The 26,122-nt window shown below is 33.9% G+C and carries 21 protein-coding genes and 1 pseudogene; 14 read left to right on the forward strand and 8 right to left on the reverse strand.

The window, feature by feature from the left end:
- Positions 1-57: 57 nt before the first annotated feature.
- From KFD70_RS09125 to msrB, 9 genes and pseudogenes are all read left to right on the forward strand, one after another.
- Entirely contained in the window at positions 58-1,128 is a 1,071-nt protein-coding gene (locus tag KFD70_RS09125; protein ID WP_336451449.1) for a nitric oxide synthase oxygenase, read from the forward strand.
- A 128-nt stretch (positions 1,129-1,256) separates the two neighbouring features.
- Positions 1,257-2,036 carry a DUF6944 family repetitive protein gene (locus KFD70_RS09130; protein ID WP_336451450.1) on the forward strand — a complete coding sequence of 260 codons (780 nt, stop codon included), beginning with the start codon at positions 1,257-1,259 and terminating at the stop codon, positions 2,034-2,036.
- A 136-nt stretch (positions 2,037-2,172) separates the two neighbouring features.
- Positions 2,173-3,945, forward strand: a complete 1,773-nt coding sequence (locus tag KFD70_RS09135) for a LytS/YhcK type 5TM receptor domain-containing protein (protein WP_431613143.1) — start codon at positions 2,173-2,175, stop codon at positions 3,943-3,945.
- A complete protein-coding gene (locus KFD70_RS09140; RefSeq protein WP_336451452.1) occupies positions 3,923-4,663 on the forward strand; it encodes a LytR/AlgR family response regulator transcription factor in 741 nt (246 codons plus the stop codon). Before KFD70_RS09135 ends, KFD70_RS09140 begins: the two co-directional genes overlap by 23 nt.
- A gap of 132 nt (positions 4,664-4,795) precedes the next feature.
- Positions 4,796-5,227, forward strand: coding sequence for an antiholin-like murein hydrolase modulator LrgA (gene lrgA / locus KFD70_RS09145; RefSeq protein ID WP_336451453.1), 432 nt, complete (start codon positions 4,796-4,798; stop codon positions 5,225-5,227).
- Between the two features lie 34 nt (positions 5,228-5,261).
- Positions 5,262-5,954 carry an antiholin-like protein LrgB gene (gene lrgB / locus KFD70_RS09150; protein ID WP_336451454.1) on the forward strand — a complete coding sequence of 231 codons (693 nt, stop codon included), beginning with the start codon at positions 5,262-5,264 and terminating at the stop codon, positions 5,952-5,954.
- A 337-nt stretch (positions 5,955-6,291) separates the two neighbouring features.
- Positions 6,292-7,326, forward strand: a complete 1,035-nt coding sequence (locus tag KFD70_RS09155) for an AI-2E family transporter (RefSeq protein WP_336451455.1) — start codon at positions 6,292-6,294, stop codon at positions 7,324-7,326.
- Between the two features lie 97 nt (positions 7,327-7,423).
- Positions 7,424-7,948, forward strand: a pseudogene (msrA, locus tag KFD70_RS09160) (peptide-methionine (S)-S-oxide reductase MsrA); the annotation flags it as partial.
- Positions 7,937-8,389: a peptide-methionine (R)-S-oxide reductase MsrB gene (msrB, locus tag KFD70_RS09165; RefSeq protein WP_420792338.1), complete on the forward strand. Its 453-nt coding sequence runs from the start codon at positions 7,937-7,939 to the stop codon at positions 8,387-8,389. The pseudogene msrA and the gene msrB, both read left to right, overlap by 12 nt.
- A 24-nt stretch (positions 8,390-8,413) precedes the next feature.
- On the opposite strand, the gene KFD70_RS09170 is transcribed toward msrB, so the two are convergent.
- Complete coding sequence (locus tag KFD70_RS09170) at positions 8,414-11,530, reverse strand: efflux RND transporter permease subunit (RefSeq protein ID WP_431613144.1); 3,117 nt, start codon at positions 11,528-11,530, stop codon at positions 8,414-8,416.
- Positions 11,531-11,678: 148 nt separating this feature from the next.
- On the opposite strand from KFD70_RS09170, the gene KFD70_RS09175 reads away from it, so the two are divergent.
- Entirely contained in the window at positions 11,679-12,548 is an 870-nt protein-coding gene (locus KFD70_RS09175) for a TetR/AcrR family transcriptional regulator (RefSeq protein WP_336451458.1), read from the forward strand.
- A 213-nt stretch (positions 12,549-12,761) separates the two neighbouring features.
- On the opposite strand, the gene KFD70_RS09180 is transcribed toward KFD70_RS09175, so the two are convergent.
- Both KFD70_RS09180 and KFD70_RS09185 read right to left on the reverse strand, forming a co-directional pair.
- Positions 12,762-13,739, reverse strand: coding sequence for a glycosyltransferase family 2 protein (locus KFD70_RS09180; protein WP_336451459.1), 978 nt, complete (start codon positions 13,737-13,739; stop codon positions 12,762-12,764).
- A gap of 43 nt (positions 13,740-13,782) precedes the next feature.
- Entirely contained in the window at positions 13,783-14,163 is a 381-nt protein-coding gene (locus KFD70_RS09185) for a GtrA family protein (RefSeq protein WP_336451460.1), read from the reverse strand.
- A 602-nt stretch (positions 14,164-14,765) separates the two neighbouring features.
- Here KFD70_RS09185 and KFD70_RS09190 point away from each other — a divergent pair.
- On the forward strand, positions 14,766-16,220 hold the full coding sequence (locus KFD70_RS09190; protein WP_431613145.1) for a glycosyltransferase family 39 protein: 1,455 nt from the start codon (positions 14,766-14,768) through the stop codon (positions 16,218-16,220).
- A 582-nt stretch (positions 16,221-16,802) separates the two neighbouring features.
- On the opposite strand, the gene KFD70_RS09195 is transcribed toward KFD70_RS09190, so the two are convergent.
- Positions 16,803-18,395, reverse strand: a complete 1,593-nt coding sequence (locus tag KFD70_RS09195) for an ABC-F family ATP-binding cassette domain-containing protein (protein ID WP_336451462.1) — start codon at positions 18,393-18,395, stop codon at positions 16,803-16,805.
- 129 nt (positions 18,396-18,524) lie between these two features.
- On the opposite strand from KFD70_RS09195, the gene KFD70_RS09200 reads away from it, so the two are divergent.
- Positions 18,525-19,097, forward strand: a complete 573-nt coding sequence (locus tag KFD70_RS09200) for a TetR/AcrR family transcriptional regulator (protein WP_336451463.1) — start codon at positions 18,525-18,527, stop codon at positions 19,095-19,097.
- A gap of 55 nt (positions 19,098-19,152) precedes the next feature.
- Positions 19,153-20,100: an SDR family NAD(P)-dependent oxidoreductase gene (locus KFD70_RS09205; protein WP_336451464.1), complete on the forward strand. Its 948-nt coding sequence runs from the start codon at positions 19,153-19,155 to the stop codon at positions 20,098-20,100.
- Positions 20,101-20,123: 23 nt separating this feature from the next.
- Here KFD70_RS09205 and KFD70_RS09210 read toward each other — a convergent pair whose 3' ends face one another.
- The 4 genes from KFD70_RS09210 to KFD70_RS09225 all read right to left on the reverse strand — a co-directional run bounded on the left by KFD70_RS09210 (position 20,124) and on the right by KFD70_RS09225 (position 24,145).
- The gene (locus KFD70_RS09210; RefSeq protein ID WP_336451465.1) at positions 20,124-20,945 is read right to left on the reverse strand and encodes a glycosyltransferase family 2 protein; all 822 of its coding nucleotides are present in this window, start codon (positions 20,943-20,945) and stop codon (positions 20,124-20,126) included.
- Between the two features lie 28 nt (positions 20,946-20,973).
- Complete coding sequence (locus KFD70_RS09215) at positions 20,974-22,428, reverse strand: oligosaccharide flippase family protein (RefSeq protein ID WP_336451466.1); 1,455 nt, start codon at positions 22,426-22,428, stop codon at positions 20,974-20,976.
- A 56-nt stretch (positions 22,429-22,484) separates the two neighbouring features.
- Positions 22,485-23,207: a LicD family protein gene (locus tag KFD70_RS09220; RefSeq protein ID WP_336451467.1), complete on the reverse strand. Its 723-nt coding sequence runs from the start codon at positions 23,205-23,207 to the stop codon at positions 22,485-22,487.
- 425 nt (positions 23,208-23,632) lie between these two features.
- Complete coding sequence (locus tag KFD70_RS09225) at positions 23,633-24,145, reverse strand: acyl-CoA thioesterase (protein WP_336451468.1); 513 nt, start codon at positions 24,143-24,145, stop codon at positions 23,633-23,635.
- Positions 24,146-24,629: 484 nt separating this feature from the next.
- Here KFD70_RS09225 and KFD70_RS09230 point away from each other — a divergent pair, with 484 nt between their 5' ends.
- Positions 24,630-25,946, forward strand: coding sequence for a hypothetical protein (locus tag KFD70_RS09230; protein WP_336451469.1), 1,317 nt, complete (start codon positions 24,630-24,632; stop codon positions 25,944-25,946).
- Positions 25,947-26,122 lie beyond the last annotated feature (176 nt).

Here is a 26,122-nt window from a genome sequence, read left to right on the forward strand (position 1 = left end):
CCTTTTTGCTTATACTGTAAAGTAGTAGCGTCTTGTTGGAGTAGAAGGAGATTATTTATGAATAAAATGAAAGAATTAATAGATGAAGCAAGGAAGTTTATTACAACTTGTTATGAAGAACTAGGCAAAGATCAGCAAATAGAAGAACGTCTCACCCAAATTGTATCGGAAATAGAAATGACAGGAACGTATGAACACACTTTTGATGAACTTGTTCATGGTGCACGGATGGCATGGAGAAATAGTAATCGATGTATTGGAAGATTATTTTGGAATAAAATGCATATATTAGATGCTCGTGAAGTGAATGATGAGGAAGGTGTATATAACGCACTGATTCATCATATTCGATATGCAACGAATAATGGGAAAATTAAGCCGACAATTACAATCTTTAAGCAGTATAATGGCGAAAAAAATAGTATTCGAATTTATAACCATCAGTTGATTCGTTATGCGGGATATGAAACAGAAATGGGAATGGTTGGTGATTCTCATTCAGTTCCATTTACAGCGTTTTGCCAGGAGCTTGGTTGGAAGGGAGAAAGTACAAATTTTGATGTATTGCCACTTGTATTTTCTATTGACGGACGAGAACCTGTATATAGAGAAATTCCTAAATACGAGATAAAAGAGGTTGAGATTGAGCATCCAGAATATCAATTTGCATCTTTAGGCGTAAAATGGTATGGAGTACCAATGATTTCAGATATGCGCCTAGAAATTGGGGGCATTTCTTATACAGCTGCTCCTTTCAATGGCTGGTATATGGGAACAGAAATAGGGGCTCGTAACTTGGCAGATCATGATCGTTATAATTTACTGCCAGTTGTTGCGGAAATAATGAATGTGGATACGTCTAGAAATAGTACATTATGGAAAGATAAAGCATTAGTTGAATTAAATGTAGCTGTTTTATATTCTTTCAAAAAGAATGGAGTAAGTATTGTGGATCATCATACAGCAGCACAACAATTTCAGCAATTTGAAAAGCAGGAAGCTGCTTGTGGCCGTGTTGTAACAGGGAATTGGGTCTGGCTGACTCCACCATTGTCACCGGCGACGACTCATATTTATCATAAGCCTTATCCAAACGATATTCTTACTCCAAATTTCTTTCACAAATAATAAAAAAGCATTGAAATGAGAGATTTCAATGCTTTTTTATTTGATTGAACTTGTATATAAACAATAGGCAAGGACCCCGAATATCATAATAAATTATAGGGTGATTTGTTTAGGGTGGATGAAAAATTATGAGTTCAAGAAGTTTAGAAATTACAGGAGCATGGTTTCAAGCTGGTGGAAATATTATATCGGCCATTGGAGGTACAAGGGCATTTATTGGTGAGGAAAACGTAGAGGATGCATTAACGATTGTTGGGGAATCAGTGCAAGCCATTGGAGGTATCTTGCAAGGGCTTGGACAAACGGAAGAGGCAGATGGGGAAACTGAGAATAAAGAAGGTGCCAAGCAACCAAATGGCTCATTGAAGAAAAAAGAAAATGAAGATGAAGTCATCGAACAATCCGATGATTTCATAGAGCAAACAGGGGGCGAGATGCGGCCGAGTGAGAAATCTGGTTGTTCATTGGGAAGAACAAGTGCTTTCGTACAAGCATTAGGGAATACTTCTGATGTAATTGGAACGGCCCTTAATTTAGAGAATGAAGAGAAGGAAAATGATTATTTAATTATAGCTGGGAATGGTTTGCAGTCTTTCGGTGCTTTTTTGGCAGTCGTTGATGAACTTAGGGATACTCAGAATATTCAATGGTTAGGGGTTATCGGTAATTCATTACAAACAGTAGGAGCGGGATTACAAGCATTTCAAGCTTTATATAATGTATTGAAAGAAGAAGAGATGGAAAAAAAGAATGAAAATGATAAGGAAGATGGTAATAATCAGAAGAATGAAGAGGAAAAGAAAGAGAACAAAGTTGATGAACAATTAATCGGGCTAATTGGAAGCTGGGTACAGGCAACTGGAGCGGTAATTGGAGCAATTGGAGAAACGATAGAACATGAGGATTGAGGAATGGATGTTTTCATAATAAAGAAAACATCCTATTTTTATATAATTTTAATTTCATTGATTTATTCATCCTTGACTCTTACTCCATTATTTTCCGATAATAAAATTAACTAAACAAATAAAGGATGAATCACAGATGCTAGATTTAGTACTTATGATGATAGAACGCGTTGGATTAATTGTTATATTAGGTTTTTTACTTTCGCATATTAAAACATTTCGACGACTTCTTCATAAACAAGATGGGTATAAAGATAGACTCATGCTTATTTACATTTTTTCATCATTTACAATTGTAAGCAATTACACAGGGATTGAAATTGCAGGTAATACAATTATGAATGAAAATTGGCTGCAAGGTGTTTCTTCATCGAGTACGATTGCCAATACGCGTATTATGGGAGTTGGAATTAGTGGTTTATTAGGTGGACCCATTGTTGGGATTGGCGTTGGATTTATTGCCGGTATTCATCGTTATATGCTTGGAGGGACGACAGCACTTAGTTGTGCGATTTCATCTATTTTAGCAGGGATTATTACTGGTTATATTGGACGTATTTTTCGAAAGCATAATCGCACCATTACACCAAGGTTTTCTGCCATTTTAAGTGTTCTTATTGTATCTTTAGAAATGGTGATGATTCTATGTATTGTAGAAGGTGGGATTAATGTTGTCAAAACGATTGCAATCCCAATGATTCTTGTGAATAGTTTCGGTAGTTTTATTTTACTTTCTATGATACAAGCCATTTTGCGCCAAGAAGAAAATGCAAAGGCTTTACAAACTCATAAAGTATTGCGAATTGCTGATAAGACATTACCTTACTTTCGCCAAGGCTTAACAGAAGAATCCTGTAAACATGTAGCACAAATTATCCATCGTTTTACAGGGACAGACGCAGTCTCTTTAACAGATACAGAAAAGATATTAGCACATGTTGGATTAGCATCAGATCATCATATCCCATCTCATAGTCTAATTACAGGATTATCAAAAGAAGTATTAAAAACAGGGAAAATAATGAAAGCGAAATCACGAGAGGTTATTAATTGCCAATATGAAGGATGTCCACTGCAAGCAGCGGTAGTAATTCCTCTAACATCACATGGAAATACAATTGGGACATTAAAGCTTTATTTTAAAAATCCAAATCGATTAAGTCGTGTAGAAGAAGAATTAGCAGAAGGGTTAGCGAAGATTTTTTCGACACAGCTTGAATTAGGGGAAGCAGAACTACAAAGTAAACTGCTCCAAGACGCAGAAATAAAGGCATTACAAGCACAAATTAATCCACATTTTCTATTTAATGCAATTAATACGGTGTCGGCTTTATGTCGCACAGATGTAGAAAAGGCAAGAAAGCTTTTATTACAACTTAGCGTTTATTTTCGTTGTAATTTACAGGGAGCACGTCAGTTGCTTATTCCATTAGAGCAAGAATTGAATCATGTACATGCATACTTATCATTAGAGCAAGCGAGATTCCCAAATAAATATGAGGTGAAAACATATATTGAGGAAGGATTAGAGACGATTTTACTTCCGCCATTTGTATTGCAATTGTTAGTAGAAAATGCACTTCGCCATGCTTTTCCAAAGAAACAACCGATTTGCCAGGTAGAAGTTTATGCACACGCTAAGGGAGATACGATTCACTTTAAAGTAAAGGATAATGGCCAGGGAATTGAAGAAGAGCGTCTAGAACAATTAGGGAAAGCAATTGTACCATCAAAAAAAGGGACTGGCACAGCTTTATATAATATTAATCAACGTTTAATAGGACTGTTTGGGAAAGATACAACTCTTCATATTAAGAGTGAAATAGAAATAGGGACAGAGATTTCATTTGCAATACCAATTCAAAACATAGAGGAGGAAGAAAGTGGTGTTAAAGGTATTAGTAGTTGATGATGAAATGTTAGCGCGGGATGAATTGAAATATTTATTACAGCGTACAAAAGAAGTTGATGTAATTGATGAAGCTGATTGCGTAGAAGATGCATTAGAAAAATTAATGGGAAACAAGCCAGACCTTGTCTTTTTAGATATTCAGCTTTCAGATGATAATGGGTTTGAGATTGCGAATATATTAAAGAAAATGAAGAACCCGCCGGCTATTGTTTTTGCAACAGCGTACGACCAATATGCGCTTCAAGCATTTGAAGTGGATGCATTAGATTATATTTTAAAGCCTTTTGATGAAGAACGAATTGTACAGACATTGAAAAAGTATAAGAAGCGTCAGCAAAGTGAAACAGAGAAAAAACAGGATATGAAAGTTCCAGATGTTACGACAGAGATGCATAAACTTGCACTGCCAATAGAAGAATCCATTGTGCTTGTGGGTATTGAAGATATTGTTTATGTAGGGCTTGTGGACGGGAAGGTAACTGTAAAGACGATTCGGGAAACATATGTAACGCATGATACGCTTGTTATTTTAGAAAAAAAGTTGCCACAAACAAATTTTATGCGTGTTCATCGTAGTTTTATTGCGAACGTTAACCACATTTCAGAAATCCAGCCATGGTTTAACTCTACTTATAATTTAATTATGAAAGATGGTTCCAAAGTACCAGTAAGTCGTACATATGCCAAGGAACTCAAAAAGCTGCTTCGTATTTAAGAAGCAGCTTTTGCATTTCATCCTGTTATTTTTGTAACTGATTCCGTATATTTGACGTTCCAATATGTAAACGCTTACTTAAGCGTTTACATCATATACAATAAAGGTACCAAATCGAAAGAGGTGGCCAAAATGAGTACAAAAAAAGTATACAGTTTCTTATCACAAGCATTTGTTTTCTCAGTTATTATGTTTGTTTCTCATATTATTGCAACGCACTTACCAATTCCAATGCCGTCATCAGTAATCGGATTAGTCATTTTGTTTAGCCTATTATGCTTAAAGGTCATTAAATTGGAGCAGGTTGAATCACTTGGAACAGCGTTAACAGGTATTATCGGATTTCTTTTCGTACCATCTGGTATTTCCGTTATTAACTCTCTTGGTGTAATGGGACAATATTTTGTACAAATCATAACTGTAATCGTTGTGGCAACGATTATTTTACTAGCAGTAACTGGTTTATTTGCACAATTGATTCTAGGTAAAGAAGAAAAAGAAACAACAGATACAAAACAATTAGATGTTGCACATAAAGGACGCAAACATGGGAAAGTTGCGTAATTATCAGATCATACAAGGTTAGGAGGTAATGAACATGGCAAGCACAATGACTCCATATTTCGGAATTGTCGTTTCATTAATTGCATACGGGATCGGAACACTCTTATTTAAACATTCAAAAGGATTCTTCTTATTCACACCACTATTTGTAGCAATGGTACTTGGGATTGTCTTTTTAAAGGTTGGTAACTTTACATTTGAAGAATATAATACTGGCGGTAAAATGATTAGTTTCTTCTTAGAGCCAGCAACAATTGCCTTTGCAATTCCGTTATATAAACAAGTTGATAAATTAAAAAAATATTGGTGGCAAATTTTATCTGCTATCGTTGTTGGATCTGTTTGTTCAGTGGTTGTTGTGTTCATTGTCGCAAAAGCAATTGGCTTAGACACATCTGTAATGAATTCTATGTTACCACAAGCAGCAACAACAGCAATTGCATTACCATTATCTGAAAGCATTGGCGGTATTCCAGCTATTACATCTTTTGCAGTTATCTTTAACGCAGTTATTGTATACGCACTTGGCGCTTTATTCTTAAAAACATTTAGAGTGAAAAATCCAATTGCTAAAGGATTAGCACTTGGCACTGCAGGACATGCACTTGGCGTTGCAGTTGGGATTGAAATGGGTGAAGTAGAAGCAGCAATGGCAAGTATTGCAGTAACAGTTGTTGGGGTTGTAACAGTCGTTGTTATTCCGATGTTTATGCCATTTATCGGTTAACAGAATATGTTTGGTAAAAAATATAAAAGCAAGCTATTCGTAGGACAGATTTCTACTGATAGCTTGCTTTTTATGTTACAGTATTGGTAAGACCTATTTTAATACGAGAAGAAAAGAGAGTTTCCTTAAATCTTCATTAATACTTTATAGAATGCGTTCTGAAAAGGACAATTGTATTGTAAAATAGAAAGGTAACATCATGTATCCCGAGCTTAAATCTAGCGAAAGTAAAGAGATGGGTAGAGGATATTCATAAACGCCAAATTTGTGGGGGAGATAAAGAAAACCCCCTTTGTAAAGTTTTACTTTATAGGACAGGAGAGATCACTCGTCAATTATGCAAATGAAAAACCTGTTTCAAAGCAAAGGATTTCAGAGGTTACTTGTATTAGTCTTGCTAGCCTTAATGTTATATGGGCTAAAAAGCATGTTCAATTTAATTTTAATTACGTTTATACTTACGTATTTAATGGATCGATTCCAGAAGTTCATTTCTCGAAAATTGAATCATTTCATGCCGATTAATCGAAAAATTATTATAGCATTCTTATATGTAATGTTAGTTGGTGGAATTTCCATTACATTATTTAAATATCTACCAGTATTGACGGTGCAAATCTCACAATTGATTTACCAGTTCAATGTATTTCTTAAAAATCCACCAGATAATGAGATTATAAAGGCTTCAATTAATGCAATTAATCATATGGAGCTTTCCAAATATGTAGGGCAAGGTGTAGATATTCTTTATAAATCTATTGCCAATGTCGGAAAGTTTGGCTTGCAATTTTTACTTTCCCTCATTCTAAGTTTGTTCTTTTTACTAGAAAAAGCTCGTATTGTTGCTTTTACTGCAAAGTTTAAGGAGAGTAGACTTGCTATTTTTTATACTGAAATTGAATATTTCGGGAAGAAATTTGCTCGTTCGTTTGGAAAGGTAATTGAAGCTCAGTTTCTAATTGCGATTGTTAATTGTATTCTATCAGTAATTGCACTATGGATTTTAGGGTTTCCCCAGTTACTTGGTTTAGCGTTAATGATTTTCTTACTTGGTTTAATTCCAGTAGCTGGTGTAATCATTTCGCTCGTTCCACTTTGTATGATTGCTTATAATATTGGTAGCATTACGTATGTAGTTTATATTTTAATAATTGTTACTGTTATTCACGCACTTGAAAGTTATGTTCTAAATCCAAAATTCATGTCGCAAAAAACGAATTTACCGATTTTTTATACATTCATGGTATTAATTTTCTCGGAACACTTTTTAGGTGTATGGGGACTGATTATTGGTATTCCAGTCTTTATGTTCCTTTTAGACGTGCTAGATGTGACGAGTGATGAGAAAGAAAAGGACTTTGCTGAAAAATAAAGTAAAAGAAAAAGCATCGGTGTCGATGCTTTTTCTTTCATATTGTCTATCTTTATATGCCATACTGTAGGAAGAATAAATAGTGAGGTGAGGAAAATTGGCTACAAATGAAAAAGTAGAACTTGCTACGTTTGCTGGAGGATGTTTCTGGTGTATGGTTTCACCATTTGAAGAGATGGAAGGTATCATTAAGGTTGTGTCAGGCTATACGGGTGGGCATAAAGAGAATCCGACTTATAAAGAGGTTTGCTCCGAAACAACAGGCCATTATGAAGCGGTACAAATTACATTCGATGCAAATAAAATGCCGTATGAAAAGTTACTAGACATTTATTGGAGACAAATTGATCCGACAGATGTCGGCGGTCAATTTCATGATCGTGGGCAGTCGTATGAAACAGTCGTCTTTTATCACAATGAAGAGCAACGTCAGCAAGCTGAGGCATCAAAGTTGGAGCTCGCTAATAGTGGCCGTTTCTCGAAGCCAATTGCTACAAAAATTCTTCCTGCTGCTACATTTTATCCAGCCGAAGAGTATCATCAAGGATATCATAAGAAAAATGCTTTTCGTTATGAACTATATCGAAAAGGGTCAGGGCGAGATGCCTTTATTAAACAACATTGGCCAAAAGATAATGCACACTTAAAAGAACGATTAACAGATATACAATTTTATGTAACACAAGAGAATGGTACAGAACCGCCTTTTCAAAATGAATATTGGAATCATAAAGAGGAAGGTATTTATGTAGATATTGTTTCCGGTGAACCACTATTTACTTCTTTAGATAAATTTGATAGTGGATGTGGTTGGCCGAGTTTTACAAAGCCGGTTATGTCAGCTAGTGTAAAAGAGAAAATCGATGTTAGTCACAATATGACGCGTACGGAAGTAAGAAGTAAGGAAGGAGATTCTCATCTTGGTCATGTATTCCCCGATGGACCAGGGCCAAGTGGTCTCCGTTATTGTATTAATTCAGCGGCACTTCGCTTTATTCCGAAAGAGGAATTAGAGAAAGAAGGATATGGAGATTTTCTCATTCTGTTTGCAAATAAAAAATAACCTCGCTGCACGCGAGGTTATTTTTTATTCTACTATTTTCTTTTTCTTTTTAAACTTGCTGAGTACCTCATACACAATTGGAACGATAAGAAGTGTTAGTAATGTTGAACTTGTTAATCCACCAATTACCGTTACCCCAAGACCTTTAGAAATTAATCCACTGCCTTCAAATCCTAGTGCAAGTGGAATAAGAGCACCGATTGTTGCGATTGCTGTCATTAAGATTGGGCGTAAACGAGTTGCGCCAGCTTCTAATAATGCTTCACGTGTTGATAGACCTTCATATTCTTTATGAATAACACGATCAATTAGAACAATCGCATTTGTTACAACGATACCAATTAACATAAGAGCACCAATCATTGCTGATACGCTTAACGTCTCACCTGAAATCAGTAAGGCAACAAGGGCACCAATGATTGTAAATGGTAGCGAGAATAGGATTGCAAATGGTGCAAGAGCACCGCCAAATGTAACGACAAGAACGAAGTATACAATGGCAATCGCAGCTAACATCGCTAAACCAAGTTGTTGGAATGATTCTTGGATATCTTTTGTAACACCGCCCATGGAAACATCTACACCAGAAGGAAGATTCATTTTATCGACTTCTTTCTGAATAGCAGTGGATGCTTTCGAAACATCATCGGATGTTAATTTTGCACTTACTTCCACATAAACACGTCCATCACGATGTGTCACTGTATTGGAAGTTTCACCTTCTTTTACAGTCATAACATCTTTAACGGCTACTTCGTTGCCAAGTGGTGTTGTAATTTTACGATCTGTTAAATCATCAATCGTTTCATAATCATGTTTTTCTGCTTCCACATAGACGTTAATATCCTTACCATCTTTTTTGATTGTTGTGAGGACAGGGCGATCATGTTGATTAGAAAGTCCCATTCCAATTTGGGCAGCAGTTAGCCCCATTTTACTTAGTTTTTCTTGATCTGCGACTAATGTGTATTCTACATATGTTTTTGCAAGACTAGAGTCGATATCTTTCAAGTCTTTTTCTTTCTTCATGATATTTTGAACATCTTTTACGACAGGTTTGATGTCTTCTGAGCTATCTCCGTATACGTATAGCTTAATTTCATTGCTGCCGCCACTAGCTCCGAAGTCTTGGCTTTTCCATTCACCTTTTCCTGTCATCTTTTGTAAGTCTTTAATGACTTGTTCTTTCTCTTTTTCAAAGTTTTTCGTGTCATTATCATACTGAACGAAGAACATAGCTTGATTTGTTTTACCTGGACTCATTGGGTTTTCTCCGCCTAATGAGAACTGAATTGTTTTTACATCCTTTTTATCTTGGAAGTGTTTTTCGGCTTTTGTTGCTATCTTTTCAACGTCTTCTAATGTTTGCCCCGGTTCAGGATTATATGTTGCAATAATCATTTTCTCTTCTTCAGATGGTAAGAAACTTACACCGATAATCGGTACAAGTGCAAGACTACCTACTAATAAGAGAACAGCGATGCTAGATGTAATGATTTTATGGTTTAATGCCCAACCAAGCACACGTTTATAGCCATTTGCTAATTTACTTGGTTTTTCTTCATGATGTACTTGTTTTTCTCTCGTGCTTTCCTTTTTAAATAAGGAATGAGCTAACATCGGTACAATTGTAATAGCTACAAGCAGTGAAGCTAATAGTGCAAAGACAATTGTTAAAGCAAATGGTAGGAACATTTCCCCAATCATACCTTTTACGAGTCCAAGAGGTAAAAAGACCGCAATTGTTACAATTGTTGAAGACATAATTGGAACAAACATTTCTTTTGTCGCTTCGCGGATTAAGTCTCTGCCTCTTAATTTTTCGTCTGCTAAGGACATACGCCTATAAATATTTTCAATAACAACGATTGAATCATCGACAACGCGTCCAATTGCAACGGTCATCGCTCCAAGTGTCATCATGTTAAGTGTAATATCCATCTGTTTTAGTACTAAAACAGCAATTAATAAAGAAAGTGGTATAGAGACAACAGAAATCAATGTTGTTCGAATGTTACGTAAGAACAACATAATAATGACTATGGCAAAGATTGCACCAAAAATTGCTTTGCTAAGCATTGTCTCAACTGATTTTTCAATTGGTGAACCTTGGTCAAATGTTGAGATGATTTCTAGGTTTTTATATTTTTTCTCAAAGTCTTTTACCTTATCTTTGACTGCATTTACGACGTCGACTGTATTTGCATCAGCAGCTTTAACAATTTGAATACCAATTGCATCTTTTCCGTTTGTACGAGAAATAGATTCTGCCTTTCCAACTTCTTTAATATCAGCAATTTCTTCTAATGTAACAGTTGGAATACCATCAGATGTCGCTGGATTCATTTGAGGTGCTTGAGCTCCTGCGCCTGGGTTACCTTGATTATTTGCTCCTGAAGGAACGGCAGGAATCTTCATTTCCTTTAAAGCTTTGATTGTTGTAATGTTACCATCTACAACAACTGATTTCTCAGTATCTTTAAATGTATATAGGCCAAGTGGTAAAGATACATCAGAACCTTTAATGATATTTTTAACTGTATCTTCACTTAAACCTAATTCTTTCATCTTATCTTTTTTAAAGACAAGTTGTACTTCATTTACTTGTTGTCCCGAAATTTGAACAGATGCAACGCCATCAAGTCCTTTTAATCCTGGGACAATATTTTTTTCAACTTTTTCAGTTAAGGTAGCTAAAGATTCATCTTTACTCGCTACACTTAATGAAATAACAGGAAAGGCATTAAAGTTTACTCGAGAAACTTTTGGATCCTTTACGCCCTCTGGTAATTTTACATTTGCAAGTGCTTCTTTAATCTCGGTTTCAGCTTTCTCCATATTCTTATCAAAGTCATACTCTACTTGAATAGAAGAGGCATTTTGATAAGAGGAGGAACTGACAACATTGACTCCGCTCAAATTTTGCAGTTGCTGTTCCATCGGTTTTGATACCTTATCAGCTACTTCCGCTGGTGTAGCACCAGGATAAACCGTTGTTACTGTTACAACAGGTGTTGTAATGTCAGGGATTGTTTCGAGCTTCATATTAAGCCCAGAATAAATTCCTGCCACGGTAACGAGAATGGTTAATAGCCAAACTGCGAACTTGTTTTTTAACGAAAAGTTAATTATTTTGTTCATGTTTGCGCTCCCTTTTAACGTATATTGACCAACTGGTCAGTCTAATACATAATATAACTGACTGAGTGGTCAGTCGTCAATGAAAAGGAATGGTATAATAAAGCTAAGTTAAAACTTTAAGATGCGAGATTAAATTAGGAGAGAAACTATGAAAGAAAAAGAACGTTTAATTATAGAAATGGCAATGAAGTTATTTGCAACTAAAGGCGTAAACGCAACGTCAGTACAAGAGATTGTGACTGCTTGTGGCATATCGAAGGGAGCTTTTTATTTATATTTTAAGTCAAAAGATGAATTGTTATTAGCAACACTCAAGTATTATTATGACAAAATCCATAAAAAGATGATGGACTTGGATAACGAATCGTTACTTCCACGCGAGAAGTTTGAAAAACAATTGTATTGTCAGTTTAGTGATGTACAAAAGCATAAGGAATTTATCATCATGCATGCGAGGGAGAATGCCATTCCGTTTAATAAAGAGGTAGAAGCATTTATGATGCGAATGAAGCTTGAGTCACACGCATTTTATAGAAATAGTTTACTATCTATTTACGGTGATAAGATTACTCCGTATTTGTTAGACCTTGTGATTATAGTAGAGGGAATATGCCGTGGATACTTAGAATTGATCATTTTAAATGCAACGGAAATTGATTTACCACATGTTTCTACATTTATTCTAAAGAGAATAGATGATCTCGTAGCAGGGCTTTTGAACTCTTCAGATATACCTGTTTTACATGAGGAAAAATTAGGACAATTCTTTTGTAGTTCTGACCTTATTAAAGAGCAAGCAAAGGAACACTTCTTACAGGAAATCATTATGCTTAAACGCACCTTAGCAGATCAATTAGAAAATGACGAATTGTTAGTTACATTAGATGTTTTGGAAGCTGAAATAAGAGTACCAAATCCAAGAATTCCAGTTATTCAAGGGATGTTAGCAAATTTAAATGCATATCCTGATTTGAATGATTTTAAATTACGACTTAAAGGATATTATAATATAAGATGATTTTAAGGTTTTGACTATCATAAAGAGCTGATATGAAGAAAAATAAGTATTTACATAAAGCGAAAATTTAATTAGTGGGGCTTTTACGGGTAATTTATCTATATAATTTCTGTGTTCTTGCTAAATGTTGAGGTGGGAGGAGTATTACCGCCCACCAATGGTAGAATAAAAAAGGTATCGTTACAAAAATATAACGATACCTTTTGTTTCTATTTATAATGAATTTACTGTTTCTCTTTCAGGATTAGTAATATCTTTCTGATCAATATTTATTGTTTCTTTCACAATATAAATTGGACGGTTTTTACTTTCGTCATAAATACGAGCAATATATTGGCCGACGATTCCAAGGCCAAGTAATTGAATTCCACTGAAGAATGTAATGGCAACCATAATAGACGCCCAACCCGTTTGAATATCACTTCCAATTAATTTCACAATAACAGAGTATAGTAGAACTGCAATAGAAATGAAAACAGACATTAAACCTAAAGTCATGACGATTCTTAATGGCTTTGTAGAGAATGCAATAATTCCATCTGATGCAAATTTAATCATTTTCTTTAGTGGATATTTTGTTTCACCAGCAAAACGTTCATCTCTTTCATACTCCACATATGTTTGGCTAAATCCAATCCAAGACATCATCCCGCGGATGAAACGATTTCGCTCTGTCATTTGCTTAAACACATTTGCTACTTTGCGATCGATAATTCGAAAATCACCTGTATCTTTTGGGATATCGATATCAGACATGTAGTTTAAGAATTTATAGAAATATTTAGCTGTTAAAAGTTTAAACCAAGTTTCGCCCTTACGTTGCTTTCTTTTTGCATAAACAACTTCATAGCCTTCTTGCCATTTTGCTATAAGTTCAGGAATCACCTCGGGAGGGTCTTGTAAATCTGCATCTATAATTACAATAGCATCTCCACTTGCGCAATCAATCCCTGCGGTTACAGCCGTTTGGTGACCGAAATTACGTGCAAAATTAACAACTTTAGCACGATAATCATTTGCAGCAATTTCTTTTAAAATTTCCATTGTCCGATCTGTACTTCCATCATTTACAAACACAAACTCATAATTGATATTATTTTGAATCATGACAGATTTTAAACGATTATAGCATTCCTGTGCTACTTCTTCTTCGAAATACATAGGAACTACAACTGAAATGAGTTTTTCCATGTTCCTGTCCTCCATAGTTTCAATAAATTTGAATAGTTTCTAATTAGTAGGATTTTTCGCTTTGATTAAATGTCCAAATTTTATTTAGGAAAAAGTTTATCATCATACCTATACCAATCGCGAAAATTTGCGCAATAAATTCATTATATAAAAGTTTGTCTACCAATATAAACAAGCTAAGTGTATTAAAAGCTAATACGATTAGATTAACAGTCAGAAATTTTAAAAACACGGATAAGTTTTTACTGTTAGATTGAAATACCCAATTTTTATTCCAATAATAGCTATTTGCAACGCCAATTAAATAGGAGATTGTATTTGCGATAAGGTAATTCATACCCAATTTAACCAAGATGATATAGCTTATAATTGTAATGAGCGTATTAAAGATTCCTACTAAACCAAACTTTAAAAATTTCTCCATAATAGTATCCTCATCTTTATAAAATATATAAATAAAATAGATTGTACTGGAATGTTATTCATACATAACAACTAACAATTATAGCATAATTGTTAGTAACATGTTACATATTTTGGGTAGATTAACATTTCAATATGGTATAGCAATTAAATCTTTTAATTATGATATAAAACAATAGTGGATATAAAAAATTAAGGGGAAGTTGGAGGACTTTTGATTAAAATGCTACGTTATTATTAGTCCTTATAAGTATAAATCATTTAAATATAGGGTGCTAAAAGGTTCGTTTTTTATAAATTTGATTTATATATAGTATAATGGCTGGGGCTAAAACGAATATGGCAATCCAAGTGTTATTAATGTATAGTAATTTGTAGCGGAATTCAATAACTGGGATATGTAAGAGTTGTGTTAATGGTGTAAATATTATTCAGGAATTTTAGGGTTTTTTTGTTTTATAAAATAATGAAAAGCAGTTTTTTGAACGTTCTGCACAAATCATATAAAGTAAAGCTTCCTTTAGTAGGGAATGCCCGTTAATGTGTGATAAAGGTGCTGTTGTAATATCGTTATATAAATATAATTTAAAAGGAGTGTAATTGTTGAACACATTTTTTAAAGGATTATCAACTTTTTCGGCAAGAGCCATATATATTATTTACGGTTTTTTTGCTGCATTATTAATTATTAATTATTTCTCTGATACGCAAAAATATAATTATGTATTTTTGTTAGTTAGTTTTTTATTTTTGTGTTTGATTGGAACTTTTATTCTAAGAAAAGGTTCATTGTATCTTGAAAAATTAAATGAAACAAAATGTTTCTTGGTATTATTAATCATTTGTTTGGCAGTTAAATTAACTTGGATTTTCATGTATAAAATTGAGCCACTTGTTGATTATGCAACTTTTTATTATACTGCTGAATCACTCAGTAAAGATTTCGTTATTAGCAGTAGATATGTAGCGCTCTTTCCCCATATTTTTGGGTATGCATCGTTCCTAAGTATTATCTTTAAAATATTTGGAGTAAGTTATATGATACCTCCAATTGTTAATGTGGTTTTATCGACGATATCGATGGGGTTAATATATTTTATATGCAGAAGAATTAGCGGTGTGAGAACAGCAATAACTGCAAGTGTTTTATGGATTCTTTTACCTTCACAAACTATCTATAATATGTTTGCAATGTCGGAACCGTTGTATTGTACAATATTGCTATTAATTTGGGCAATCATGATTATTGTTTATGAGAAACTTCCAAGTATCAGTATTAAAAAATTGCTCTTTTATTCAGTGTTATTAGCTTTATTACTTGCATTAATGAATATGGTACGTCCAATTGCGGCGGTACCGATTATAGCTTTAGCTATATGGCTTTTCATAATAGATACAAGGCACTTGGGAAATAAAAAACTACTTGTAAGTAAGGCAACATACTTAGGTGTTATATTATTGGGATACTTTGTTTTTTCTTCAGCAGCAAATCATTATATAACATTGCGTTTAGGTGAAGAGATAGCCTCAACACCTGGATACAATTTTTATGTAGGATTTAACACAGAAAGTTCAGGAACATGGAATGCGGCAGATTCTGAATTGCTGATATATTACAATGATAAACCAGGATGGACTGCGAATGAGGTTCAAAAACAAATGTTAGAAGAAGCAAAGAAGAGAATACAAAGTGGTAACATAGATTTTTCAAAGCTATTTTTTGATAAGTTTATCGTTTTTTTAGGTGAAGATAGTCAGGCTGCTGGATATGCACAACCCGTCTTGGATCATCCAGTACGATACGCCGTAATATCTAATGTTTTTTATTATTTCTTAATTGCAACTTCGCTTTTAGGTGTCGTGAAAGCATTTAAAAATAGAAATAAATCTTCAGTTTTCATTATTTGTCTTTACACGATAGGGTTAACATTAGCGCAAATGTTGGTAGAAGTAGCACCAAGATATCATTATTCTGCTACAATGCCTATGGTTGTTTTAGCAGCTATTGGTATTACTCATATTTTTAATAAGAAAAAATCTGTTGATAGCATGTATTAATAAAATTATAAAATAGAAAAATATTAAAGATAAAAATCATAGTTAGAAGTTTTAAAAAAATGTATTTTATTGTAGTTCCTTATAACTATATAGAATGAGGTAATTTTATGTAAAAAAGAGACCCTCCCATAAGTGGTGAAATCAACTTATGGGAGGGCTTTTTTAGTTAAGTTTTACATCTGTATTTGTTAATTTAGAAGCATCAAAATGCATTACTTCATTTGTGAAATTTGATAATCTTTGTTCATAAGCCTTTTCATCAGTGATGGTTTTTTTGCGTTTTCTACAGTGAAATTTGGTTACCTATAATGGCATTGGTAAATAATGAAACACCTATTAGCATTAGATACTTTGTTTCGAAATATGCATAAAAGTAGAGAGACATACCTACTAAGAAAAGTTTGGCAAGGTTTCGATTTACTTTTTGTAATAAGAAGTATCCAATAATTTCTATAGGCAAGAAGAACATAAATTCATAGGAATTAAAAAGCATACTTATAGCTTCCAACATGATGATGTCTTATTGATATACAGTATGTGGCAGTTTAGAACTTCTATACTGCCACATAGAAAAAGGTGTGGTTAGATTTTTTGCTCGGCCCATTCTTCTACATTCCAAACTTTTGTTATCCAATCTTGGTAAAAGTCTGGTTCGTGACATACAAGAAGAATTGTTCCTTTGTATGCTTTCATTGCTTTTTTTAACTCTTCTTTTGCCGTAACATCAAGGTGATTTGTCGGCTCATCAAATAATAGCCAGTTACTTTCTTCACCCATGAGTTTACATAAACGAACCTTTGCTTGCTCTCCACCGCTTAATTGGCTTAATGGACGAGTAATATGTTCATTTTTTAGTCCGCATTTTGCTAACATTGCACGAATTTGATGTTGATCTAGATTCGGGAATGTATTCCAAACATCATCGATAGGTGTTAAGTTATCAGCTTTTACTTCTTGTTCAAAGTATGCTGGTTCTAAGAAATCACCAAGGCTTGTTTTCCCGCTTAACGGTTTAATTTTACCTAGGATTGTTTTCAATAATGTTGATTTACCAACACCATTACATCCAACAATTGCAATTTTTTCTCCACGTTCAATTGTCATCGTTAGTTTTGGTAATAATGCATGTGTGTATCCAATTTCTACGTCTTCACCTTCAAAGACAAAGCGACTACTTGCGCGACATTCTTTGAAAGAGAATTCTGGTTTAATCGCTGTTTCTGGACGATCGATGCGTTCCATGCGATCAAGTTGTTTTTGACGGCTCTTTGCACGACCTGTTGTAGAATAACGAGCTTTGTTTTTTGCGATAAAATCTTCTTGTTTTTTAATAAATTCTTGTTGCTTTTGATAAGCGTTTAAATGTTGATTTTTATTGATTTCAGCTAGCTCTAGGAATTTTTCATATGTCGCTGTGTAACGCGTCATTTTTGAGAATTCTAGATGGAAAATAACATCCACACATCTGTTCATAAATTCCGTGTCATGGGAAATTAAAAGGAATGCATGTGGATATTCTTTCAGGTAATTTGTTAACCATTGAATATGTTCAACATCTAAATAGTTTGTCGGCTCATCCAGTAATAGTACTTCTGGTTGTTCAAGTAATAGCTTTGCAAGTAATACTTTTGTACGCTGTCCACCACTTAACGCAGAAACATCACGGTCTAATCCAATTGCATCAATTCCAAGACCGCGTGCCGCCTCTTCGATTTTAATATCTAGTAAGTAGAAGCCACCTGCTTCAAGTGCATCTTGTATTTCTGCCATTTGGTCTAGAAGTTCTTCTAATTCTTCTGGTGTAGCCGTTCCCATTTTTTCTGTAATGATATTGAGTTCTTTTTCTTTTTCAAATAAAGGTAAGAATGCATCTGTTAATACGTCACGAATTGTTCTGCCAGGTGTTAAAATGGTATGTTGATCTAAATATCCGTAGTGTGTGCCAGGTGTCCATTCTACACGTCCTTGGTCATGGATAAGTTGTCCAGTAATGATATTCATAAATGTTGATTTGCCAACGCCGTTTGCGCCAACTAATCCAACATGTTCTCCTGCTAATAAACGCATTGATACGTCTTTAAATAGTGTGCGGTCACCAAATGTATGACCTAAATTTTCAACTGTTAATAAGCTCATAGTGTCCTCCGTCCATTTCAAAATAGTATCTTGAATCATGATACTAAATTCTTAGAGATAATACCATCCTTTCAAAATGTATATTTTTTCAAAAACAAGGTTGTTTTTTTCTGGGAAAGGAATATAATATAATTGAACGGTGGTTAATTAAATTGTGAGGTATGATAGATGTCGCCAAGAAAAGCAGTTAAACAAGAATTAACAAGAGAAATGATTATGAATGCAGCGAGAGATTTATTTATAAAATTAGGATATCAGCATACTTCCATGCGTAAAATTGCAACAGAATTAGGGTATAGTCATGGTTCAATTTATTATCATTTTAAGAATAAAGCGGAGCTTTTTTATGCGATGGTTGAACAAGATTTTCAATTATTAAATGAAAAACTAGATGAAATTAATGCTCAAAATTTACAGCGAGAAGAGCAATTAAAATCGGTTTTATTTGGATTTATTGAATTCGGTTTACGAAATCAAAGTCATTATGAAATCATGTTCTTGATTAAAGATGACGAATTAAAAGAATGTTTAGCAGATGGACCAAATGTTAGTTATGAAAAGTTCGCTTCTGTTATATCTTCTTTATGTAAAGGAAATATAAACGCAATGACAGTATGGTCTGTTTTTTTATCATTACATGGATTTGTTGCACATTATTGTGGAAGTGGTCAAACGTTTGAAGATGTACAAGATTTAGCTAAAGAACATGTGAATTTTATTGCAAAATCACTTCTAATGTAAGTGATTTTCTTTTTAACATTAATTGAACATCGGTTAATTAAAGGGGGATATGATGATGAAAAAGGCGCTAGTGTTGGGAGCATCTGGAGCAATGGGGTATGCGATTACAAAGGAGTTGTGCGGGAGAGGGATTGATACAATTGCTTTTGCGAGAAATAAGGAGAGATTAGAAAAGCTGTTTTACGATGAAGAAAAAATACAAATAGTAGCAGGAGATGTATTTAAGCAAGCAAATATAATGGAAGCTGCTAAAGATGTAGATGTTATATTTCATGCTGTAAATATACCGTATACAGATTGGGAGATAAAACAACCAGAGTTACTAAAAAATATATTAGAAGCGACGAAACACCACGGTGCTAAATTAGCGATGATAGATAATATTTATGCGTATGGAAGACAAGGCGGAGGGAAGGTAACGGAAGAGGCTGTGAAGGATCCGCACACAAAGAAGGGGAAAATTCGTTTACAGCTTGAATGGATGGCGAAGCAAGCAGAGGTGCCGGTACTTATTGCTCATTTTCCAGATTTTTATGGCCCAAATGCGGAAAGTACACTCGTTCATCATACACTGCAAGGTGTTCTTGCAAATAGAATATCTAGTTTTGTTGGGGATAAGAAGCTTGCTAGGGAATATATTTTTACACCGGATGGAGCTAAAGCTATTGTTGAATTAACATTACGTGATGATGCATATGGGCAAAACTGGAACATACCAGGATCAGGTGTAATTACAGGCGAAGAAATGATTACGCATATAAGAGAATTAACTGGATATACAAAACCTATAATGACTGTAAAAAAACGTATAATCGGAATGATTGGCCTATTTGATAAACAAATGAAAGAGTTTGTAGAAATGTTATATTTGACAGAAGAACCGGTTGTATTGAGCGGGGAAAAATATGAGCGTCACATTGGCAAAGTACCGCAGACATCTTATCTTGAGGGGTTAAAGGAAACAATTGCATTTTTAAAGGGAAAAAATAAGAGAAAACGTTAAATTCGTTTGCTCTTATTTTTCTTCTATTTAAAATACCCTCGAACGATTCCTTTTAAACGATTTGCATGGAATTTACGTTTGTCGTTCGAAATATTTTGTGTCATACGGAATGTAGCGGCTGCAACCGCGCGTAAAAAGTAAGGAAAGCCATAATGTAAACGAATTACTCTTCCGAAACCACCGGCATAGGAAATAGCTCTTTTTAATGATTGCTCATTAATCACTTCTTCTTTTACTGGATGGTATACGAATAGGTCTTTTCTAAATAGTCCTGTATATCCATTTTTCATACCACGCAGCACGAAATCAGTTTCTTCACCAGCTCCGTAAATTGTTCCAGATCCAACACCTAAATCTTCATCAAACATACCAACATCTTGTACAAATTGTTTTGTAAAGAATAGTGTGAAGGAAGGTCCCATGAATCCGTACTTATTATTTAAAATAATATCTGTTTCTGGAGCGAGTATTAATGAGCCGGTTCCTTCTACATTTGTAGTATTCGTTGATATAAACTGAATATCTTTATTGCTGTTAAATGTTTCTAGAATGCTTTTTAACACATTTGTTTCATAGATACAATCGTCATCTGGAAAAGCAATGATATCGCCATCAGCTACTTTTAATCCTGTATTACGGGCACGGGATAACCCTTTAATAGGGGTATAAATATAGTTAATGGCGAACTTTTCTTTGTAATCCTCAAATAGATCAGAAATTGGTGTATCGTTTTGGTCAACTACAATAAGTTCGAAGTTTTTATATGTTTGTTTTTCTAATGATTGTAGTAAATCAAGAATATCATCACGTCTACCACAAGTGGCCATGATTAAAGAGAATTTCAATTGTAACAGCTCCTTTAAGAGGTTGCATTTAAGCTTTTTTAAATCGTGCTTTTAGTTTGTCTAATAGCATAAAGAGAATTTCATCTTTCGCTATGAATAGGATAAGTGCATAAGCGAATCCACATGCTAACATTGTGATGATAACTTGTAGGATTTGTGCTGAAATTATTGTATTCACTAAGAATGATATTGGTAAAAATGTCAGTGAATAAAACAGGTATCGTAGCTTTTGCATGTCGAACAATGTGTAATTTACTTTTAATTTCTTTTTTACATAAATATATTCGAATATAATTAATAAACAGTTAGCAATTGTTGTTGTGAAAATTGCTGTTGTTGGTGTAAGTACATCAAAGTATATAAGCGCAATATTAGATGCAAGGTTTATGAAACCGCAAATGAATAAAAAGCGTACTAAAATACTTTCTTTCTTTTTCACGTAAATAATTTGGTTTGATAAAATAGATTCAATTCCTACTGAAATCATATAAAATGCAAACACGATTAAGGTGTTACCAGCTCCAGCAAATTCATTTCCGCCGTAAATGACAACAGCTCCATGAGCAATAAGCATTAATCCAATCGCTGCAGGAAACAGAGTAATGAAATATACTTTTGAGATTTTATTTAGTAATGATTCATATTCTCCTTCAGTTGCGTTACCTGATAAATAGGAGAGTCTTGGAATTGTAACTTGTACAACACTTAACATAAGTGTATTAATAATGGTCATAATTTGAAAGGCCATTACATAGAAAGCAACTTCAGCTTTTCCGGCATATTCTCCTAGAACAAGGCGATCTAGCTGTGTGTATAGAATATTAGCGTTTGAAAAGATAACAACTAAAAATAAAGGCTTTAAATGTGGAATAATTGTTAAATTGGAAAAATCAAACTTAACTTGTCGTTTCACATATATAAAACTAATCGTATGGTTTAAAAATGTTGATAGAACTAATAAACCGGCAAATTGCTTATAGTCATCTGCTCCATGAATAAAAGTGAAAAGAAGCACAACATAAATCAGACGAACAATAACGGTTTTTTTCGTAATAAAATCATAATTCTCATGTGCTTCATTAAACCACTCTACATAAAATAAATTTGCAATAAAGTTGAATCCGAAAATGAGAAGTACAGGAAATAAATCTTGGTTTCCGTATCCAATATAACTAAAGAGTGAAAATGCTATTAAAGCCAGAATACTGGTTGTAAAGTTAATCACATATAGACTCGTGAATAATTGTGAAACTTTCTTTTTATCATTTTTCACTAAGCTAATTTCACGCAATCCATATTGATATACACCAAATACAGCAAAAATGAAAAAATAATTAAAAATCGTTTCAGCAAAGTTAACAGTTCCCATTGAATCAGCACCGAGCATCCTGTATGCGTAAGGGCCTACTAGAATTGGGAGAATAATATTAAAGGTATTCAGCAATATTTTATAAAAAATATTTGAGACAAGTGACTTTTGCATAATTTCACCTTTCCACACAAATGAAAGTTAAATACGTATCTTTCATAATCATTGTATTAATTATTGAAATAGATTCCTTCTGCATGTTCTATAGGAAGTAATTCAATATTAGAAGCAGAGTTAGAAGAATCCCAATCTGCATTTTTAATCATATAATTTGGTCCATAATTGTCTGTTAAATACTGCTCATAATTACTAGGAACAGCAAATGTTTCACCTTTAAACGAGATTGCTCCCATGTCTGCGAATGTAGAGACGGCCTTTTTTGTTTTCCAGCCAGTTGAAACACGGTATGTTTCATGATCTTCGAACACTACATTTTTACCGCCTTCGAAGAAATAGCACCATATTTTATGATTTGCTTCTTTAAAGTAATAGAAAATATCAACGTATACGCCGTTATATACATATGTTTCCTCTACTGTTTTTTCATCAATTATAAATGCTCTTTCTTTTATAAATCCTCTTTGTTTCATTTGGTCTTCAATAGCTTGTCTCATATTTTCATCTACGTAAAAAGCTCCAACATCAATATCATCGTCGTGTCCGATAAAATCTTTTTCACGTACAGCGCCTAATAAAGTCCCATAATCTAACCAAAATGTATGACCGGCAGCTTCAAACGCTTCCTGCATTAGGATGAGTGCTTTTAATCCGTACTGCTCCATATTTGCTCTTCGAATACGGAGTGTTTTATTTTGAGAATATTTTTTAATAGCAGGAATTGATTTTACTTTGCTATAAAGTGGATTGTTTTTAATTCGTTGTATAAGCTTCAAGAGATTTCCTCCATATTCAATAAATTAGTATTGGTAGTCAATAACTACGGATATAAGTGTACCGCACATAAACTTTGTAAATCAACTATTGGTTAGGAAGATATATGAAGTAGATAAAACGAATGATATGGGTTTTGTAAAAAGATATGTTTGGATAAATATAAATACGGATTGAAAGACCAACATAAAACCATTCCTTTTAGGTGGGAGAGAGAATCTGCTCATGTACAGGGTCATTGCCTTTTTTAGCCCTATGCTATGTAAAAACAGAAGGAGAAAATGAGTGAAAGTCTCTTTCTGTTCTTCATAGCCACAATTTATATGTTGGAAAATCAAGTTGGATTCATATATATTTTAAAAAATAGCGAATATAGTGGACCTATATTCGCTAAGAGAGTATCAACCTTTTTGAAAGAAGTTTTAATTTATGCGTTCCAAGGTTTATTCAATGTTAATACATCGGCCATTTCTCTACTTTTTGTACGGTTATCTTTTCTACTTTGTGCACGTTCTTTTCCTGTTTTATGTAACCAATGTTCTTCTTCTGTTTCTGGTAGCACCTGTGGTACAGAAGATGGCTTTCCATCTTTTAGTGCTACGAATGTAATGAAGCAAGTTGCAGCGATACGGCGTTCTCCTTCTAATAAATTTTCTGCAACGACTTTCACAAATACTTCCATAGAAGATCTCCCGGTGTAGCAAACGAATGCCTCATAGCAAACGGAATCCGTTTGGTGGATTGGGGTTAAAAAGTCTACGGAATCAATGGAAGCTGTTACGCAATGTTTTCGGCTATGTCTTGCTGCTGCGATAGATGCGATACTATCAATTTCCGCTAATAATTTTCCGCCAAATAATGTTTGATGGTTGTTTAAATCGTTTGGAAAAACACGCGTTGTTTTAATTGCTTTTGATTCTCTCATAAATTTCTTATCCATATAATCGACTCCTATTTATGTTTTCAATCAGAGTGGCATGCCTGTTTTCTGTATAAAAAAGGTTAGTGCCTTCTCTCGAATACAATTTGTTATTTCGATAATTGAGATTCGATAAGAAGTATACTTTATTAAAATAGAATAATATTGTATTTCTATTCGTATAACTGAAAGAAAATTTGTTTTGTATAGGTTGTAGTGTAAAAGAGGTTTCGCTTACATTGCAAGTGAAAAAGTAACTGTTATATTTTTATCATATAAAGTAAAACTTTAATCAGTGGTTTTTTCTCATCCCCCACTGATTATTAGCCCTCACCAATCGGGCTTTTATGGACAGTTCATTTCCCACCTAACTTTCCTTGCTTCCGCTGAATTTTGAGGTGGAGTGTTACTGTTCTAAAATAGCGGGATAAATTTTCTACCTGTCACAAGTCCATTCATGATAGAATCGTTTTGTCATGAATGGAAATAGAGGTGCAATATACATATGAATCATCTACAAACAGGATTTTCATCTTTTTTTAGTAAAATGATTATTGGAACTATGCTTGCCTTTTTTGTTTATTCTTGCTGGAACGCTTTTGAGGGAAGTAAGCAGTTTTTAGGAGGAAGTGCTACAAGTTTAGCGATTGTGCTCTCGATTTTCGTTATACTACTGTTACTTCTCTCTTCTATTTTGCAATATCGATTTACGGATAAACAGTTTCTCATTTTTCTAATGAGTATGACGGTGCTTATTAGACTTGGAGCAGTTCTCTTTTTTGATACTCCAGTTATAGGAGATATGAGGGCCATGTATGAGACTGCAAAACAAGTTGCGCTGGGAAGCGGTAATATAACTCTTGTTAGTCAAATACCTTTCATTATATATGAGTCAGTATTAATTCGTGTATTTGGCGATGCTACATTTGTGTTGCAATTATGTAATGTTTTATATTGCGCAGGAACAGCATTTTTCATTTATCGAATTGCGGCAATTTTATTTCAAGAAGAATGCGGTCGAATCGCGGCGGTGTTTTACTCACTATATTTGCCCAATATTCTTTCTTGTTCATTATTAACAGGGGAATCACTCTCTATATTTCTATTTTACTTTGCGAGTTACATCTTACTGCATAAAGGATTGAGTCATTCTTACACATGGGCATGTGCTGCGATACTATTTGCTCTTAGTAATATGATGTATCCAGTAGGGGTATTTATACTTACTTTAGTAATTATGTATGTCTTACTAGTGGAAATATTCCAAAGTGCAGATAAACAAAATGTATTGTTAAAACTGATCGGGGTTTTGGCTGTATTTTATGCTACTCATTTTGGTATCAACTATGGGATTCAAGCAATGGGAATAAAACAATATACCATTTCTAATGATGCGTATATGCAATCGGTTTTAATTGGGGAAGGGCGTAATAAACAAGAAACGGTTCAAGCAAAAAGCATGAAAGAACGCCTAAATCAAAATGTAAGTGAGTTAGAAACAGAACGGTTAGCTGTCGTTAAGCCAAGTGCAGATCAGCTATCTTCAGAAGGAATGAATGGGGCATTGCTAAAAGGTGAAAAACTCATCTTTATAGCTGTAACTTTATTTATGTCAATTGCGCTTTTACATTTTCTTATTCAGAAACAAAAGAGCGAAGGTTATATGTTTCTACTGTTACTTATAACTGGATATATTGGCATGAAACTTTTAAATAAGGATATGATACATAGTAATTTAACTATACCAAGTTTATTCATTCTACAAAGTTTAGGTGTCTATATGTTGTCATTCTATTGTCAAAAGCTATTTTTCAAAAAATAGAATAAAACCTTTTTGGAGCAGGATATTTTTATTCTGTATCTTTCGGGGACATACTGAGGTATATGAGAAAAGAAGACTCACCATTTTTTAAGTGGTGAGTTTTCTTTTTAGGCATAAATAAAGAGAATTCCCTTTGAATTCTCTTTATGACTTTTACCCCGCATTAACGAGCAGTA

The organism is Bacillus pfraonensis (assembly GCF_050768835.1).
GTDB classification, from domain to species: domain Bacteria; phylum Bacillota; class Bacilli; order Bacillales; family Bacillaceae_G; genus Bacillus_A; species Bacillus_A pfraonensis.

Bases quoted from the DNA above. Each gene is read 5' to 3' on its own strand.
- KFD70_RS09125 (WP_336451449.1), top strand. From the start codon at position 58: ATGAATAAAATGAAAGAATTAATAGATGAAGCAAGGAAGTTTATTACA.
- KFD70_RS09130 (WP_336451450.1), top strand. From the start codon at position 1,257: ATGAGTTCAAGAAGTTTAGAAATTACAGGAGCATGGTTTCAAGCTGGT.
- KFD70_RS09135 (WP_431613143.1), top strand. From the start codon at position 2,173: ATGCTAGATTTAGTACTTATGATGATAGAACGCGTTGGATTAATTGTT.
- lrgA (WP_336451453.1), top strand. From the start codon at position 4,796: ATGAGTACAAAAAAAGTATACAGTTTCTTATCACAAGCATTTGTTTTC.
- lrgB (WP_336451454.1), top strand. From the start codon at position 5,262: ATGGCAAGCACAATGACTCCATATTTCGGAATTGTCGTTTCATTAATT.
- KFD70_RS09155 (WP_336451455.1), top strand. From the start codon at position 6,292: ATGCAAATGAAAAACCTGTTTCAAAGCAAAGGATTTCAGAGGTTACTT.
- KFD70_RS09170 (WP_431613144.1), bottom strand. From the start codon at position 11,530: ATGAACAAAATAATTAACTTTTCGTTAAAAAACAAGTTCGCAGTTTGG.
- KFD70_RS09175 (WP_336451458.1), top strand. From the start codon at position 11,679: ATGAAAGAAAAAGAACGTTTAATTATAGAAATGGCAATGAAGTTATTT.
- KFD70_RS09180 (WP_336451459.1), bottom strand. From the start codon at position 13,739: ATGGAAAAACTCATTTCAGTTGTAGTTCCTATGTATTTCGAAGAAGAA.
- KFD70_RS09185 (WP_336451460.1), bottom strand. From the start codon at position 14,163: ATGGAGAAATTTTTAAAGTTTGGTTTAGTAGGAATCTTTAATACGCTC.
- KFD70_RS09195 (WP_336451462.1), bottom strand. From the start codon at position 18,395: ATGATTCAAGATACTATTTTGAAATGGACGGAGGACACTATGAGCTTA.
- KFD70_RS09200 (WP_336451463.1), top strand. From the start codon at position 18,525: ATGTCGCCAAGAAAAGCAGTTAAACAAGAATTAACAAGAGAAATGATT.
- KFD70_RS09205 (WP_336451464.1), top strand. From the start codon at position 19,153: ATGAAAAAGGCGCTAGTGTTGGGAGCATCTGGAGCAATGGGGTATGCG.
- KFD70_RS09215 (WP_336451466.1), bottom strand. From the start codon at position 22,428: ATGCAAAAGTCACTTGTCTCAAATATTTTTTATAAAATATTGCTGAAT.
- KFD70_RS09225 (WP_336451468.1), bottom strand. From the start codon at position 24,145: ATGGATAAGAAATTTATGAGAGAATCAAAAGCAATTAAAACAACGCGT.
- KFD70_RS09230 (WP_336451469.1), top strand. From the start codon at position 24,630: ATGAATCATCTACAAACAGGATTTTCATCTTTTTTTAGTAAAATGATT.